We start from the raw sequence: 16,245 nt of genomic DNA, 5'->3' as shown, positions 1-16,245 counted from the left end.
GGCGCGTTATATGCAAATTCTGTCCGATAATCTCTGCAAGCAACTTGCTGGACGTGCCATCAACATTCACCACTCATTTTTACCTGGCTTTAAAGGTGCAAAACCATATCATCAAGCCTTTGAGCGTGGCGTAAAACTGATTGGTGCAACCGCGCATTTTGTCACAGGTGATTTAGATGAAGGCCCAATCATTGAGCAGGAAGTGCAGCGTGTCGATCATGCTTATCTACCAGATGATTTGGTGTCTGTCGGCCGTGACACTGAAACTGTCGCGTTGTCTAAAGCCGTGAAATACTTTGTCGAGCACCGTGTTTTCCTTAATGATGACCGTACAGTGGTGTTCAAGTAAAAGCATTGTAAATGATGACTCTTGCCTAAACATGATTAAACTATTTTAAAGCAAGCTTATTCCGATTAAAAAAGAGGCATTATTCTTGCTACTTATAAAGAGAATAATGCTGAATCTAAACACACTAAGAAATAATTAATAAATGAGGGGTCGTATGAAATTAATTACTGCAGTTATTAAACCATTTAAGCTAGAAGAGGTTCGTGAAGCGCTCAATGCTCAAGGCATTCATGGCATGACAGTGACTGAAGTAAAAGGGGCTGGCCGTCAAAAAGGCCATACCGAAATGTACCGAGGCGCAGAATATAATGTGGAATTTCTACCTAAAGTAAAGCTAGAAATTGCGATTCATGAAAAGCAAGTCGATCAAGCCATCGAAATTATTACTCAATTTGCAGCTACAGGAAAAATTGGAGACGGTAAAATCTTTGTCAGTCCTCTGGAACAAGTCATTCGTATCCGTACTGGTGAAACTGGAACTGACGCGATTTAGCCATTTTCTTTTATATAGCAAAATTCTAAATGTCAAAACGATGCCTAAACTCATCAAAAGCCATTCCTAGAAATGGCTTTTTTACTTCAATTTTAATTTAATGATTCGCACAACAGACACACTCAAAACAACATCTATAGTCGGCTATATAAATACAAAACATTCAAATGAATGCTTTAAATAGCTAATGAAAAATAATCTAACAATAGTAAAAAACCTGCAATGTTGCAGGTTTTAATTTTCGTTATACGGCGCTGGTTTTAGACTTAACCTTTTGCTGTGCGCTTTAACTTATCTGGGTCATCAAATGGCATAGTATGCGCAGTGGCATTCACGTCTAGACTGCCTTTGACTTGCAGCTTTTTGCCATGTACCGCATAAGGCACATCTAAACGTGCAATAGCCATGGTTTTATGCACTAGTGGCGAATGCATACCGCAAGTGATCACACCCACCTGCTGATCACCATCCCACAAGGTATCACCCATTTCAGGGGCTTGTGTGCCTTCCAACAATACGCCAAATATTTTAAAGCGCTCTTTATCTTTTAAGCGGCGGTGTTCATAACAACCGCGAAATTCGCCTTTACTTGGCGATACGGTAAAGTCTAGGCCCAGTTCCCAAAGCGTATCGCCACTGACATCATTTTCAAATGCAAAGTATTCAGAATTATCGTAAGGGAAGAAAAGTAAGTAACTTTCTGTACGCAACCAATCCAAAGTGGTAAATGAACACGGAATAATGCCGTACTCCGTACCAGTCGATAAAATAGTCTCCCAAATCATAGGGGCATCAGCTGCTTTACAGAAAATTTCATAGCCACGTTCACCAGTATAACCTGTACGGGAAATCATGACGGGTGCACCAAATAATTTGGTCTGTATATGATGAAAATAAGGTAAATCACGAATACCAGCCACATGCTCTGCTAAATAATCCACGGCCATTGGCCCTTGCAGTGATAAATCATGCAAATCATCATCAAATAATATTGCGACTTGCCTTCCAACTGCTGATCGCACCAACATTTCATGGCCAATACCTGTGCCATGCACCACCATAAATGCATTAGGACCTGTTCTATAAATAACGCAGTCATCGACAAATTTACCTTGTTCATTGAGCATGGTCGCATAGACAGATTTGCCTGGATAAAGTTTAGAAATATCCCGAGTCGTAGCATATTCCAACAGGCTCTCGGCATGTGGCCCTACATAATGCACTTTTTTTAAACCAGAGACATCCATCAAGCCTGCTTTGGTTCGGATAGCTGTATAGTGATCCGCAATATCTGAATCATAAGTCCACGCAGTACCCATGCCATTCCAATCCTCAAGCTTCGATCCGAGCTGTCGGTGTATATTTGAAAGAGCTGAAATGCGCCAAGAATTTGCCATAAGTATTTCCTTATTGTGTATCTATTGTATGAAGATGAGTATTAAAAAATCATTAGAAGATAGGTATTTATGCTTCTGGCTGATCAAATTGACTCAGCCACTGCACCAAGGGTTCGCGATATTCATTAATGCCTTTATATTCGGCTATAGGATCAGGTAAATCCCGAATGACTCGATGTAGACGTTTGGCCCAAGCAGGGTTTCGGCATAGGTCATTTAAACTAATTAGATAAGTGCGGATACTGAACAGTAGTGCATTGCTTATTGCTAGCCTTGGCATCATCTGTAGCTCTACGCGTAAATGCACCATTTCACCTGCATTTTCAGTAGTCACCATCGCCCGTTCATGACCCCACAAATGATAAGTTTCTGAGGATGTATCCATGCGCGGATTAATGGTCATAGTCCAATTTAAACGGCGGTACGGTTGCCCAACCTGAATATTCAGCAAAAACTTTAAAGCGCGTTCAAAGACACCCAAATTATGCGCAAGCTGTGGAACCGGTGCATGCCACTGTTTAAAGCTCATGCCTGCATCAAAATTTAATGACCAGTCAGCGGGGCCAGTAATCATGCCTGCATCCATGAAAAGGTCTCCATCTCGCTGGTCAAGCAAAGCCACATCGCCCTGAAACTGACGGCTAATAAACTCAAAAGGATCAATATCTAAACTTTCTGCATCGCCAAAAATAAAATGCACGTCAATATTTAATGGCTGATTAATCCAATGCCAATTCAGCCCATCACGTTGCAACTGAAAATGCTCAGGATAATTTTCTGAATAGTGCAACATCACCATTTCAAGAAAATCCCAGCTCGCTTGGCGCATGTGTGGCATAACAATGCAACGCTTTGGATCTTTCTCCAGTATCAAACGTCGCTCATTCATCTCGGTGACATAATGTTCATCAACGTCAAACCAATGCTCAAAAATTGTATTTGGCTTAGAGCTGGCTGGCTCAATATTGACCGAATACATATAACTGTCTTCTGGGAAAGGAAAAGGAAATCGTGCAATCGCCTCTTCACTGTTTTGATAATGAAATTGATCATGCATATTTTCATTGGGGTTAAATTGAACAGTCATCTGAGTCTCCCAAGGTATTTTGTAAAGCTTTTAAACATTTATTTTTAAATTACTTTTAAACAACTAAAGCTCTAAATGCAGACAATGTCCCTGCTGGGCACGTGATACACATGGCATGAGTTGAAATGCTTGCTCTTGTACTGTTAAGTAATGATCGAGATGCTCGACTTGGCCTTGACTATATGCCGTCACACACTGACCACAAACGCCTCCACGGCATAAATTAGGAACTGCTAAACCCGCTTGTTCCAGTGCTTCCAATAGACTGAAATCACTAGGCACATGAATTTTGCGCTGAGATTTAGTCAGGATGGCATCAAAAGCCACACCAGTTGCAGGCGAGCTAAATGCTTCCCAATGTACACGTTGCTGAGACCAGCCCAAATGTTCAGCGCTATAAAGCACGGCATCTATAAGTCGCTCTGGTCCACAGATATACACATGGCTACTCAAAGCTTGCTGAGAGAGCAATGCTTGTATATCCAAACGCTGTTGCGTTTTTTCTGAATAGATATGCACATGCTCATGGAAAAGTTGTTGCAACATATTTTCATACGCATTACTGATCCCATCACGGCAGGCATAGTGCAACTCAAAGCTATGTCCCTTATGCAATAGATATTTCATGTGCGATAAAAATGGTGTAATACCAATTCCACCCGCTATAAATACGTGGTGCCGGGCTTGCGAATGCAGTGAAAATAAGTTTAAAGGCGATGAAATCTGCAAGGTATCGCCTACCTGAATTTGCTCATGCAGATATTTAGAACCACCACGTGAGTTTTCTTGCAGCCTTACCGCAATTTGATATTGATGCTGTTCATAAGGATCATTGAGTAATGAATAAGCATTACGAATGACTCGATCATGTAAGGGCAATTGCACCACCACATGACTGCCCGAAGAAAAAGGCTTCAGGGGCTGATCAATTGCCTCAAAAGTAAATTCACGAATCATGGGGGTCACTTGATTAATTTTAGTGACACAGACAGCTACAGTTTGGCTCATACTTTAGCTCCAACTGACTGGTGTACATTGGCACATACGCCCATATAAGCACCCAAACGTTCCGAGAAGTGGCTACGGATCATCAGTTCCACATGACAATGCTCGCAAGCACAATAATCATCAGCAACTGTTTTCTGTAAATGCCCACAATGCACGCAATAAATATTTTTAATCTTTGGCTGCACAGATCCATCGAGAACTAAGCTTATCTCTTCTTTTAAACAGCCAATTTGCACAACACATTGCTGTACCATCCATAAAAAAGATTCATCGCCGTAAATAACAGTATGAATGCCCGCTTTTAGCTGCTTAAGCTCATCTGTAATACTATTGAGTAACTGTGCCAAAGCATCATCATGCGGTGCAGTTAAACTGATGACTTTCATTTGCTGATGAGGTAATAGACTTTCAGCCAACTGCTGTTCTATTAAGTTATTGGTATGCTGCATTAGCAATAAATACTTAGTGGCCTTGCTATGCAGTGCTTCGATATGTTGATATTTAGGCGTACTGTTCATGGCTTCCATCATGGGTTGAGCCTCTTTTAAAAACAACTTAAGCTAATATTTAAAGCTTTTTATTCAGTACTGCCATTCCCTTAAAATCATACTCAATAAGGGGTAATGACTGGGTTTAGCGCTGAGCCCTATATACAAAATAAAAAAATGCAACTGATATTTCAGCTGCACCATAGAAAACTCGTAATGAAAATCTGATTATTTTAGGAATAATTTAATTGGCGTACTTATTTAGTCATGCAGCCTAACCTGCCTTTTGTCGCAAACATTCTTCATCCGTTTGTAAATATGCCTCCAAAGAGTCATCTAAGGCATCAATCCACGGCGTATGGTGCGGTGCAGCCATTGTGCCTGTCATCAGTGAACGATAGGTCTGATCACGAAAGGCCATAATGTTTTCTTTTTTGTGCTTTTTCCATTCCAAAAAAGTCAAGCGCACAGCCTCAATGTCAAAACTCGGGTAATCTGTCTGATCGATGAGTCGCATAATATAGTCGCCCTGAAACTTGAACATGGCCGCCGCATCTTCCAGTGTTTTTTCTTCTTCATGCCAAGTCTGTGTATCTGCTTGCATTTCGGCTAAATCAGGTAATTGAATGGTTTTGAGCATTACATCACGTGCATACCACGCCTGTGCATCGAACATATTGAAGGAATACCACTGATCTTGCATTCCTAAATAAAACAGCTGCGGATTCGTTTCCCAAACTACACCTTGATATAAATGTTGCGGATATAAAATATTATTGGTTTTTAAACGTAAATCTTCCTGCATAAATGGAAAGCTGTGCAGATAGCCTGTACATAAAATAATGGCATCAATTGGTGCAGAGCTACCGTCTGCAAAATATGCATGGCTTTGATCGACACGCAACAACTGCGGACGCTCAGACCAATTTTCTGGCCAGTGATAACCCATTGGCGCACTGCGGTAACAGCTAATAATTTGCTTTGCACCATACTTATAGCACTGTGAACCAATATCTTCCGCAGAATAACTGCTTCCCACCAGCAATATATTTTTATCCTTGAATTCCAAGGCATCACGAAAATCATGCGCATGTAAAATCCGCCCACCAAAGTGTTCAAAACCCGCATATTCTGGAATTTTGGGGGTAGAAAAATGCCCTGAAGCCACCACAACATAATCAAACACTTCGCTATATACTTCATCGGCTACATGGTCATGCACCGTCACTGAAAATTGCTTGCTTTGATGATCAAACTGTACATTACGCACAGCGGTATTAAAACGGACATAGCGCCGTACATCAGCTTTTTCAACCCGCCCTTTAATATAGTCCCACAACACAGCCCGTGGCGGATAAGAACCGATAGGCCTGCCAAAGTGCTCATCAAAAGTATAATCTGCAAATTCTAAGCATTCTTTAGGGCCATTGGACCACAAATATCGGTACATGCTACTGTGAACTGGCTCGCCATGTTCATCTGTTCCCGTGTGCCATGTATAGTTCCATTGCCCGCCCCAATCTGACTGCTTTTCAAAACAGACCAACTCTGGAATATCAATGCCTTTGCTTTGAGCAGATTGAAATGCACGCAACTGCGCCATACAGCTTGGTCCTGCCCCAATAATTGCAACTCGTGTCATGGTAAATCTCCATGTGATTTGTATAAAACAAAACTGCCGTGATGCAATTACCTTAGACAGGCGAATTTAATTTAGGAATTCCTCTGATGGGGTATGTATTAGGAGATAAAAAGAAGAGCCATGTCAAAATTAAATTGAGATAAATAGCTTAGTCCGTAAATACAGCACCCTCTACTCCAAGTACCATATCACTTTGTGAATACAGTCCCTGACCGACTTCACGTACATATTGTATGTTTTGATCTGCCCTGATCAGCCGATAGTGTAAATTAAAGATACAATGATTTTGCAAAGCAAATTGAATACTGTCCCAAACATATTGCTGATCATCAACATGAATCAACTGACCATATAAGGGCGTATTGATGAAATGAGAACCACTATAGCCCGTCAGCTTTTCGCAACCGCTACTCACATAATCCATGGTCCAATTACTGTCATTGCGCGAGCGGTAGAGCATCACAGGAACTCTTGACAACAAATCATTTAAACTGCGCTGTGAAGCATCGACCCGCTCCTGCTTCTGAATCTGTATCGTCTGTTCAGAAACAATCATGCACCAGCCAATGAGTATATTTTGTGAAGCATCTAAAAAAAGTGGTTGCAAACTTAAACTCAACCAAACCAAGGGTTGCTCAGGCACCAGCAATCGTAGTACTAATCTTTGTGGTATTTGGCACATCAGCACACGCTGGAATCTAATAATATCGTCCTGATACAGCCATGCTTTGAAAGACTCGCGCTGAGACAGCTCAGATTGTTTTTGATGATCCTGTTTTTTGACTAAACTTTGCCATGCCAAATTACTGCGCTGGATTTTGGCATTTTTGTCCAACAGCAATACAGCATCCTCAAACTGATCAAATGCACTCGACCAGAACCGCTGTAAATCGTTAGCAGAATGAGTTTCATCTAACTTAAACAATTGTGGCATTGTATCTCCTACATCAAGACCTCAAAATTCTAGCCTAATGAATATCAAAATGAGTACTGCTTAAGTGCCGATGTACCCAAACGGAGAGCTCTAAACGTGAATGCACGTTTAATTTTCGTAGCAGATTTTTCACATATACTTTCACCGTTCCATCACTGATTCCCAGCTCACGGGCAATCAATTTATTATTTAATCCTTTCGCAATCAGCCTTAAAGTTTCTTGTTCGCGCTGTGTCATTTCTGAAAGCAATTGCTGTTGTTCTAATGGTACTAACGCTTGCTTTAAAGCGAGTCTGCCTGAAAGTGACGAATGTCTTAACTGTTCAGCCAAAATTTGAATGCCGTTTGCATGCAGTACTGTCTCCCCCTGCATGACTTGATTTAATTTCATTAAAATATCTTCTGGCAAAGTATCTTTGGGTAAAAAGCCATGCGCACCATAACGAATAGCATCCAGTACAATTTCATCTTCTAAACTGGCAGATAAAATAATGACTTTAAAGGGTGCTTCTAGTTCCCGAATTTGCTTCAGTACTTCTATGCCGGAAATTTCTGGCATTTGTACATCGAGTAATAAAATATCAATTTCATCACAATGCCATTCTGATAAAAAATCTAAACCACAAGCATATTCTTTATTCATTTTAAACTGACCAGATTGTCGAATAATATCCGCAACACCGCGCCTAAATAGCGCATGGTCATCCACAATACTGACTGCAAATTTGTTCATGTTATTTCCTCTTTTTATATGCAAACACACAGCATTTGATTTTTAACGACGATACATTTCAGTTTCTGTGTATGTCCTAGTTAAATTTCTAAAGTAAGCTTTACAGTTGTCCCTTTAGCCGTATTTGCCTCAATACTTAAAACCGCGCCAATTCGTTCTGCGCGTTCGCGCATAATTTCCATACCAAAGCTGTCTTGCCTCTTTAAGCCCTCCTGAATTCCACGTCCATCATCATCTATTTGTATAAACAGCTGTTGCTGTGACTGCTTGAGTGAAATGCTTGCTTTACTCGCATGTGCATGACGCACAATATTGCTCAAACTTTCACGAATGATGTAGAGCAGTTGAACGGACTGTTTAGCACTAATTTTCAGTTGTGGAACGCGGTTATCTAACTCAAAGGCAATACTCGATTGATGCTCAAATTCTTGAATGATTTTTTTGAGCGCTGCCGGAAAATCCAGCTCTTGATACGTCAATCTAGACGCCGTAATCAATTCTCGTACTTGTTGGTAGGCATAGTGCGTATACGATGCAATTTCTTCAGTCTGTTCAAGCAATGGGTTGTAAGCGATGTTATGACGACACTGCTGGTTTAGCTGAGCAGACTTTAGCCTTAAAAAGCCAATAATTTGTGCAATACTGTCATGCAGTTCTGCCGAAAAATCTCGTCGTTCTTGTTGCAAAATATTTTGAATATTGTCCAATTGCTGAGCTTTTTGTGCAAAACCATAAGCTATCTGTTCATCCATCTGATGCAAAATTTCAGGCTCTGGCGCCTGCTCTACAGCGTAATTTAAATAGACTCTCCACACCGCAAAATTTCGACCTTGAAATAGCACTTGGCATTCATGGGGAGATAGTCGAAGATGAGAATCTTGTTGGGATAATATTTCGACTGAACGTGATAACAACTGCTCTTGTAAAAGCCTTAAATCATTTGATGCTAAAGCTTCATTGAGTGTATGAAACATAAAAAATTCTTGCGTGAATGGATAACAAAGCACCAGACAATATTCAGGCATGATATGCAAAGGAAATTGCTGTTTTAAGGTGATGAGAAATTCTGGTAGCTCTGTATGCAAATCTTGCACCTGCAATAAATTTAAACGTGTTTGCAAGTAGAATTGAGCTAATTCGCTACGTTTAAGTCGCAAATGTAGGTCTGTTATCTCATCATTAGCATGCACCTGTTTGAGGGCATATTCCGTTCTCAATTTACCTTGATTCATCGCTTCGCTCAGTCAGTGCACCATAATGATCAAATATTCCTCACAGTTAAAATATTTGAGCAGAATTCATGCCAATTTAGCAAATACCCTGTTCTGAGTATCTCTCTAGAGAAATTGCTGAATCTGTTTATACACGTTGAAATACATATAATTTCAACTTGAGCAGCGGGTCAAATGATGGGAACACTTACACTGCCTTTGGAAAATACACACTCTGAAAATACTTTAGAGGACTATATTCATTTGCAGTCGCTTATACATAATCTGCACTTGAGATGTGATGCGCAAAATATTCAGCTCTTCCATTTAGAGATAGATGATCAAATTCAGTTGGAATTAGATGAGCATCAAAGCATTGAGCTTCTTATTTTTAATACTGAACACAAACTTCAGCCTGAATTGCTCAGCCAAAACTTAACATCAGGACAACAGGGCTTATTTTTCAATAATGCCTCCAATACCCGCGCACAATTGGCGCAACAGACATCATCATCTTTGCAATTAAAACGGCAACTGGCTCAATATGGCATAGATGAAGATGATCTTAGAAACACGCTTACGCTAGCCCAATACGGTACTCATCTATTTAGAGCTACGGCAACTTTAAATATTTTAGTGATGAATACTGGCGTAGATATGGATATCACCCAACAACACTGCATCGTAGAAATTCCGATAACAATTCTCAAGGCACAGCCACTTAAACACTATCTACCCGATCCTTTGGCAAAACCAGTACAGGAAATATTGATTCCTCGCGCTTCAGCACGCACTTACAACGTTAAAGCAGGTCAATGGATTCAAATTATTGATCTATCAGGTAAGCAATGTTCAGACTTTTTAGCATTTGACGAGCAGGCTTTAAACAATGGACAAGAGCTTGGCTTAGATGCGGCAGCAACCCGTACCATACTAGGCCATAGCATGCCATCGCCAGGGCTACATTCTAAATTTTATGGTGCAGATTCAACCGTATTAGCAGAAATAGTGCAGGATACCGTTGGACGTCATGATATGTTTTTAAATGCCTGTAGCCCAAAGTTTTATAATGATTCAGGCTATTTTGGTCATATCTCATGTAGTGAAAATTTTAATCAAGTGCTCAAGCCCTACGGTATAGCCAGTCGTTCTACTTGGCCTGCTATTAACTTTTTTTACAATACTTTTGCCGAGCCGTGCGGTGAGATTCGCATGGCAGAACCATGGTCTAAACCTGGCGATTATGTCCTGCTTCGCGCAAAGCGCGATCTCCTATGTGCATCTTCTGCTTGTCCAGATGATATTGATCCATCTAATGGCTGGGTGCCTACCGATATTTTTGTCCGTATTTATGATGAATTTGAAAATTTCCCCCGTTCACAACACTATCGCCTAGACCCTGAGGAGCAACCGCGCATGACTCAATCATCAGGTTTTTTTAACCGCATAAAAAGCTTAACTTCTAAGATTAGTGAATATCATGGTTATTGGATTGCCAATGAGTATGATGGCTGGGGTGCAAAGGCAGAATATTTAGCTTGCCGTGAACGTGTCGCAATGATTGATTTAAGCGCCTTACGTAAGTTTGAAATTACTGGACCAGATGCAGAAGCATTTATGCAATACGCACTCACTCGTAATATACGAAAATTGGCAGTGGGTGAAATTGCCTACTCAGCATCTTGCTTAGATACTGGCGGTATGGTGGATGATGGCACTATTTTTCGAATGGGCGAAAATAATTTCCGCTGGGTTTGTGGCGATGAATACTCAGGCACGTGGCTCAAACAATTGGCGCATCAATTTGGCTATAAGGTCAGCATACGCAATTCTTCTCCACATATTGATAATGTCGCAATCCAAGGCCCTAATAGCCGTGCATTATTACAGCAATTAATATGGACACCAGAGCATCAACCCACTATCGAAAAACTGGCATGGTTTCATTTTACGCTGGCTAAACTCGGTGGCCCAGAAGGCATTCCTCTGATGGTATCGCGTACTGGTTATACTGGGGAGCTTGGCTATGAAGTCTGGTGCCACCCAGATCATGCCCAATCAGTTTGGGATGCAATTTGGCAAGCAGGACAACAATATGAGATTGCCCCTTTAGGCTTTGATGCATTAGATATGCTTAGAATTGAAGCAGGGCTGATTTTTGCACAGCATGAATTCAGTGCAGAAACAAATCCTTATGAAGCTGGAATTGGTTTTACAGTTGCAATGAAAACCAAAGAAGAAAATTTTATGGGTAAAGAGGCTATGCAAAAGCAAGCGCCAGAAAGTCGCCAGAAATTAATGGGATTAATTTTAGAAGGCAATGAAACTGCGCAGCATGGAGACCCAATCTACGTGGGACGTTTTCCTGTAGGTGTTGTAACTAGTGCATCAAACTCGCCACTATTATGCAAACAAATTGCACTCTGCCGTCTATCTCCACCCTATACAGCGATTGGCACTGAGATTGAAGTTGGTCAGCTGGATGGGCTCAAAAAAAGACTTAAGGCTAAAGTAGTCAGCTTACCTTTTTACGATCCTGAGCGGACACGGGTAAGAAGTTAATTCCGTAATTAACCCGAATCTTGTTTAAGCAAACGAGACCATTCATCTTGAGACTAAGCCATGATTTTGATCATAATTGATTCTGTTCATTGCACTAATAAACCCGAATCGCGGATAAGAAAATGACTTGAAAATAAGAGGACTAGAGCTATCAGTTGAGTGGCCACACAAAACATAAAGTTCTAGTCCTAATATCTTTGAATATATTGAGCTGTTTTATAATTCAAAACACAGACATTATTTAAATGGTCAGCGTTCTCTATTAGATTATGAAAAGGTCCATCAAAAATGATGATGTTCGTCTAAAATTTTGGTAGCTATGCAATTCCCATAATAAATATAATTCGGTTGAAGTCAAAGACCAAAAATCTGATTAAAAGCTTTTCCTAACCAATCTCTGTTTAAAGTCTATGTGCCTTGTGACAGATACGAATAAAAATGCGCAAATTTATGATGTGAAAAATATAAAAAAGACTTCATTAAATTAAGCAATAGATTGTTATTTATCCAACTATTTCATGCTCTTTAAAATGCCATCTTTCAAGATAAAATGATGCACCAATGCAGCCAATGCATGTAAACCAATCAAAGTCATAAAAATGTTTGCAATGATTGGATGGATCTCACCAAAATTGACATTAGGTATAAAAAGCACTTTAGGTAACTCGATTCCCAATAAATCAAAAGACTCATGCGTTGAAGCAAAAGTAAACCAACCTAATACAGGGACAACAAACAAGCCAGTATATAAAGCCCCCTTCATTAAGGTGAAAGCAGTTTTTTGCAGTTCAGATATGTATGAAACTGTAGGAATCTGCGCTTTAAACCACATCAATAAAATAAGACGAACATAGAAAAATATAAAAACCAGTCCTCCAGCAATCACATGTACTTGGCCACCCAAGCTATCTTCAATATGAGCTTCGCTGGTAAAATAAGCAATTAATACAAAAACTAGAGTTAGCCAATGTGCATATATCATTATTTTTGGATATTTTTCACTTGCCGTCATCATTTCTATTCCGTCCGAAGTAGTCATCATAAAATATAATAAAAAACTTAAGCTACGATTAAATATTAAGAAGCGAATACAGCCAAAAATAATATAAAAACCCCTACCTTTTATATAACTACAAACATAATAATTGGTAAAAGAAAAATGTTTCAAAACATAGTAAGTTCTAAAACAAATAAAGCGCCTCACAGCACTCTATTTAGAAACCATATCTGCAGACACATCAAAATGCTCCGATAGCACATTGATATCACCGATATTCAATTGACATTTACCACTTCAAATTTCTGAAATGACAGATTGGGCGTAACTTCTAGTAAATCAGATTATTCTAATCCATGTTACTCCATCAACAAAGCTAAAGCGGACCACCATCTCCTTTAGGCTATTCTTTGCTTTTATAATTCGAAAGTGGTTGATCACATGCATATCAATTATCGTATTTTGCAATAATCAATCTTATTTTCCACTCCACCAGTTATGATGACTTTTTATACGCATTGGCTCTAATTTCACATTATAGCTTTTCTTTACATCAGTACTACCGTTATAACCACGTGTAAAGGACTTCCAGTCTTTATTATAAGTACATTTACTAAGCCATTCACTTTGATATAACGGTACATAGAATGCATTTATAAGATTGCAGTGTTATAAATTAATAAATAATCGAAAAGATACAGAACATAATGGCTCTGAGTTATAATTCAAAATCTACTAATACCCTAGCTGGCCGACTCTTTTGATAATTCGTAAAACTATATACCTACAAAAATGAGTTATGTAAGAATATTAAGCCATCGACCAAAGATGATAATATTCTTGAATATCTGAATTCAAAAACACATCATTTTCAGGATCATAATGAAAAGGTTTATTCTCTAAAAGACTCGTACAATTATTTAACTTAAGGTATTTTCTTAAAAATATCTTAAATGCTTCAATTTTTTCAGGAAAAATACTTTCTTCATCCCATAAAATAGTATTCATATTAACTACCTCTATCATTAGCAAAGCGCATATACCATAGATACATAGTAAACACTCAGCGCCTTAAATGAGACTTAATTAACAATAAATAAAATAATAGTAACTAATATCACCTTCACAGTATGTCAGCTATTAAAAATAAGATGTATGTTTCCGAATACCCTATCTATGAAAATTAATTTACATTTCAAGAGAAAACAGACTAAGTAGGCATTCATTACACATGGTTGCTAGAGAATTTACTGATATTTTCATTTTAAAAATTTAAATCCGCTATAGCGCGATGACATTGATAAAATACAAAAAAGAAACAAATGATGAATAAAATGTGATCTACTTCATAAATTAATGGTGTGAGCATAAAAAATACAATAAGATAACCCTACTTAATCACAGGATATGACGGGTGTTGAAAAAGATTCCATCATTTTTAAAATTAGATCTACAAAAACTGATTTTGATCCTTAATATCATCTGTGTTTCATGTCTTTTTATCGCATCAATTTGCATTGTGAATTATGTAATTAAAAAACAATTAATAGAAAATTCGCTTTTAACAAATCAAAAGTATGCTTCAAAAGTCGCGATCAGTGCCGATCAATACTTAAAAAATATGCTACAAGAATTAAATTATAGTGCAAATATTATCGGGAAAAACGTTTCAAATCAGAAGATTATCCAAAGTGAATTACATCGACTTAAATATCAATCTAATAATTTCAATACAGTTTCAGTAATCGATAAAAATGCTTTGATTAAACATTTTGAGCCTCATCATTTAAAATTTAATACCAATATCAGCCATCGAACAGTTGGCATTGAACAGTCTTTAAAGCTCAAGAAAACTTATATTTCTCCACCTTATTTAGCAATATCAAATAATCTTATTGTATTAATGACCCAGCCTATTTTTGATCAACACAAAAACTACTTTGGCATGATCACTGGCTCAATTCATTTACAACGTAAAAATTTGATTAATCAGCTTTTATCCGGTTCTTATGATTATAAAAAAAGCTATATGTATGTAGTCGATCAAGATAATCGTATAATTTTCCATCCAGATCCTACTCGTATTGGCCAAAAAATTATAGGAAATACGGGTTTGAGCTATATGAAAGAGCATAAAAATGGCTCAACTCATTTAGTTAATAGTCAAGGTGTAGACAATCTTGCTGGTTTTTCTCATATTCCAAGTGTGAACTGGCTTGTCGTTTCTCAACAGCCTACCGAAGAACTTCTAGAACAAGTTAATAGTATTCTACTTAAAGCGGCGATTGGAATTTTTATATTTTATTTACTCATTTTTTTAATTATTTGGAAAATAACTCATTATATTTCCTCACCTTTACATAGCCTTGCACAAATGGCTGGCATTTTAAATCAGCCAGAAACCGATGATAAAATCCGCGAAATAAATCCATGGTATTTTGAGGTTTTACGTTTCCGTACGGCACTTCTTTTTAGCTCTAAAAAGTTCAAAGATAAAATTAGTGAGTTAAATCAGCATATCAATACTGATCCACTCACAGGGTTATTTAACCGTCGAGGCATGGACTTATTTATTAGTGAATTAAAAAAAATGAATAGTGAGTTTGCATTATTAATGATAGATGTGGACCATTTTAAGCAAGTAAATGATACATACGGCCATAACCAAGGTGATGCTGTTTTAATCTCACTCGCACAACAAATTAAACAAAACTTCCGCGAAAATGATGTCTGTTGTCGATTAGGTGGTGAAGAGTTTGTGGTTCTTGTTCATGGTGCTGAAGCGCACTCAGTTTATAAAGCTGCTGAAAGACTTCGTAAAAGAATGGAAAATTTACACTCTGATAATATGCCTAATGTGACGATTTCTATTGGTATTGCTTTCTATCCTGAAGACCATAAAGATATACAAGAAATATTTAAAATAGCTGATAATCGATTGTATCAAGCAAAAAATCAAGGACGCAATCAAGTCTGCTAAATAAATATTTCCATCCGTTTAAAACTAACTATTTAAAAAATTAGGTCATTTTCATTTTAACACGAATATTTATTCAGCCTAATCAAACTCTCATGTAGATCGGTCTAACATCAATAATAATATACCGTAGCAAAGGTATTTTTTGACTTAAGATTTATCATTAAAAATTAAAATATAAACTCAGCACTAAGATCTAATTTTAATAACTAAGTAAAAGTACACTGTGGCTTAGATTATTTTAAGGCCTTTAATATATCTACTGATACTTTTAATATTTATAAGCACGACACAATCCATGAAATAAATTAATACTCTAAACAGCGCATATTTACGACATCTTAGCTATATATTCCCCATACATTTT

Annotated in this window: 15 protein-coding genes; 4 read left to right on the top strand and 11 right to left on the bottom strand. The window is 38.1% G+C overall.

What is annotated here, in order from left to right; translation table 11 throughout:
* The coding region (locus D9K81_RS17100; RefSeq protein ID WP_265936184.1) for a formyltransferase family protein at positions 1-349 on the top strand (349 nt) is incomplete at its 5' end.
* Between the two features lie 154 nt (positions 350-503).
* Positions 504-842 carry a P-II family nitrogen regulator gene (locus tag D9K81_RS17095; protein ID WP_120376065.1) on the top strand — a complete coding sequence of 113 codons (339 nt, stop codon included), beginning with the start codon at positions 504-506 and terminating at the stop codon, positions 840-842.
* A 266-nt stretch (positions 843-1,108) separates the two neighbouring features.
* On the opposite strand, the gene D9K81_RS17090 is transcribed toward D9K81_RS17095, so the two are convergent.
* The 8 genes from D9K81_RS17090 to D9K81_RS17055 form a co-directional block, all read right to left on the bottom strand.
* Positions 1,109-2,239 (bottom strand): aminomethyltransferase family protein, encoded by a 1,131-nt coding sequence (locus D9K81_RS17090; RefSeq protein WP_120376066.1) that lies wholly within the window; start codon positions 2,237-2,239, stop codon positions 1,109-1,111.
* A gap of 67 nt (positions 2,240-2,306) precedes the next feature.
* On the bottom strand, positions 2,307-3,326 hold the full coding sequence (locus tag D9K81_RS17085; protein WP_120376067.1) for a heme-dependent oxidative N-demethylase family protein: 1,020 nt from the start codon (positions 3,324-3,326) through the stop codon (positions 2,307-2,309).
* Positions 3,327-3,389: 63 nt separating this feature from the next.
* Positions 3,390-4,334: a PDR/VanB family oxidoreductase gene (locus D9K81_RS17080; RefSeq protein ID WP_120376068.1), complete on the bottom strand. Its 945-nt coding sequence runs from the start codon at positions 4,332-4,334 to the stop codon at positions 3,390-3,392.
* The gene (locus D9K81_RS17075; protein WP_120376069.1) at positions 4,331-4,864 is read right to left on the bottom strand and encodes a dimethylamine monooxygenase subunit DmmA family protein; all 534 of its coding nucleotides are present in this window, start codon (positions 4,862-4,864) and stop codon (positions 4,331-4,333) included. Before D9K81_RS17075 ends, D9K81_RS17080 begins: the two co-directional genes overlap by 4 nt.
* 232 nt (positions 4,865-5,096) lie before the next feature.
* Positions 5,097-6,464 carry an NAD(P)-binding domain-containing protein gene (locus D9K81_RS17070; RefSeq protein ID WP_121523836.1) on the bottom strand — a complete coding sequence of 456 codons (1,368 nt, stop codon included), beginning with the start codon at positions 6,462-6,464 and terminating at the stop codon, positions 5,097-5,099.
* Positions 6,465-6,612: 148 nt separating this feature from the next.
* On the bottom strand, positions 6,613-7,398 hold the full coding sequence (locus D9K81_RS17065) for a PAS domain-containing protein (RefSeq protein ID WP_120376071.1): 786 nt from the start codon (positions 7,396-7,398) through the stop codon (positions 6,613-6,615).
* A 34-nt stretch (positions 7,399-7,432) separates the two neighbouring features.
* Entirely contained in the window at positions 7,433-8,131 is a 699-nt protein-coding gene (locus D9K81_RS17060; RefSeq protein WP_120376072.1) for a response regulator, read from the bottom strand.
* An 80-nt stretch (positions 8,132-8,211) separates the two neighbouring features.
* The gene (locus D9K81_RS17055; protein ID WP_227602115.1) at positions 8,212-9,363 is read right to left on the bottom strand and encodes a sensor histidine kinase; all 1,152 of its coding nucleotides are present in this window, start codon (positions 9,361-9,363) and stop codon (positions 8,212-8,214) included.
* A gap of 174 nt (positions 9,364-9,537) precedes the next feature.
* On the opposite strand from D9K81_RS17055, the gene D9K81_RS17050 reads away from it, so the two are divergent.
* On the top strand, positions 9,538-11,904 hold the full coding sequence (locus D9K81_RS17050) for a DUF1989 domain-containing protein (RefSeq protein ID WP_227602116.1): 2,367 nt from the start codon (positions 9,538-9,540) through the stop codon (positions 11,902-11,904).
* Positions 11,905-12,415: 511 nt separating this feature from the next.
* Here the strand turns inward: D9K81_RS17050 and D9K81_RS17045 are convergent.
* From D9K81_RS17045 to D9K81_RS17035, 3 genes are all read right to left on the bottom strand, one after another.
* Positions 12,416-12,919 (bottom strand): cytochrome b, encoded by a 504-nt coding sequence (locus D9K81_RS17045; RefSeq protein ID WP_171406967.1) that lies wholly within the window; start codon positions 12,917-12,919, stop codon positions 12,416-12,418.
* A gap of 459 nt (positions 12,920-13,378) precedes the next feature.
* Positions 13,379-13,558 (bottom strand): N-acetylmuramidase domain-containing protein, encoded by a 180-nt coding sequence (locus D9K81_RS17040; protein WP_228199862.1) that lies wholly within the window; start codon positions 13,556-13,558, stop codon positions 13,379-13,381.
* A gap of 153 nt (positions 13,559-13,711) precedes the next feature.
* Complete coding sequence (locus D9K81_RS17035; protein WP_120376075.1) at positions 13,712-13,909, bottom strand: hypothetical protein; 198 nt, start codon at positions 13,907-13,909, stop codon at positions 13,712-13,714.
* A gap of 409 nt (positions 13,910-14,318) precedes the next feature.
* On the opposite strand from D9K81_RS17035, the gene D9K81_RS17030 reads away from it, so the two are divergent.
* The gene (locus tag D9K81_RS17030) at positions 14,319-15,881 is read left to right on the top strand and encodes a sensor domain-containing diguanylate cyclase (protein WP_121523838.1); all 1,563 of its coding nucleotides are present in this window, start codon (positions 14,319-14,321) and stop codon (positions 15,879-15,881) included.
* Positions 15,882-16,245: the final 364 nt, after the last annotated feature.

Source organism: Acinetobacter chengduensis, assembly GCF_003664645.1.
Classification (GTDB): Bacteria; Pseudomonadota; Gammaproteobacteria; order Pseudomonadales; family Moraxellaceae; genus Acinetobacter; species Acinetobacter chengduensis.
Note: the sequence above shows the minus strand (reverse complement) of the source record. Positions and strands in the feature narration are given on the sequence as shown.

Bases quoted from the DNA above. Each gene is read 5' to 3' on its own strand.
- D9K81_RS17095 (WP_120376065.1), top strand. From the start codon at position 504: ATGAAATTAATTACTGCAGTTATTAAACCATTTAAGCTAGAAGAGGTT.
- D9K81_RS17090 (WP_120376066.1), bottom strand. From the start codon at position 2,239: ATGGCAAATTCTTGGCGCATTTCAGCTCTTTCAAATATACACCGACAG.
- D9K81_RS17085 (WP_120376067.1), bottom strand. From the start codon at position 3,326: ATGACTGTTCAATTTAACCCCAATGAAAATATGCATGATCAATTTCAT.
- D9K81_RS17080 (WP_120376068.1), bottom strand. From the start codon at position 4,334: ATGAGCCAAACTGTAGCTGTCTGTGTCACTAAAATTAATCAAGTGACC.
- D9K81_RS17075 (WP_120376069.1), bottom strand. From the start codon at position 4,864: ATGATGGAAGCCATGAACAGTACGCCTAAATATCAACATATCGAAGCA.
- D9K81_RS17070 (WP_121523836.1), bottom strand. From the start codon at position 6,464: ATGACACGAGTTGCAATTATTGGGGCAGGACCAAGCTGTATGGCGCAG.
- D9K81_RS17065 (WP_120376071.1), bottom strand. From the start codon at position 7,398: ATGCCACAATTGTTTAAGTTAGATGAAACTCATTCTGCTAACGATTTA.
- D9K81_RS17060 (WP_120376072.1), bottom strand. From the start codon at position 8,131: ATGAACAAATTTGCAGTCAGTATTGTGGATGACCATGCGCTATTTAGG.
- D9K81_RS17055 (WP_227602115.1), bottom strand. From the start codon at position 9,363: ATGAATCAAGGTAAATTGAGAACGGAATATGCCCTCAAACAGGTGCAT.
- D9K81_RS17050 (WP_227602116.1), top strand. From the start codon at position 9,538: ATGATGGGAACACTTACACTGCCTTTGGAAAATACACACTCTGAAAAT.
- D9K81_RS17045 (WP_171406967.1), bottom strand. From the start codon at position 12,919: ATGATGACGGCAAGTGAAAAATATCCAAAAATAATGATATATGCACAT.
- D9K81_RS17035 (WP_120376075.1), bottom strand. From the start codon at position 13,909: ATGAATACTATTTTATGGGATGAAGAAAGTATTTTTCCTGAAAAAATT.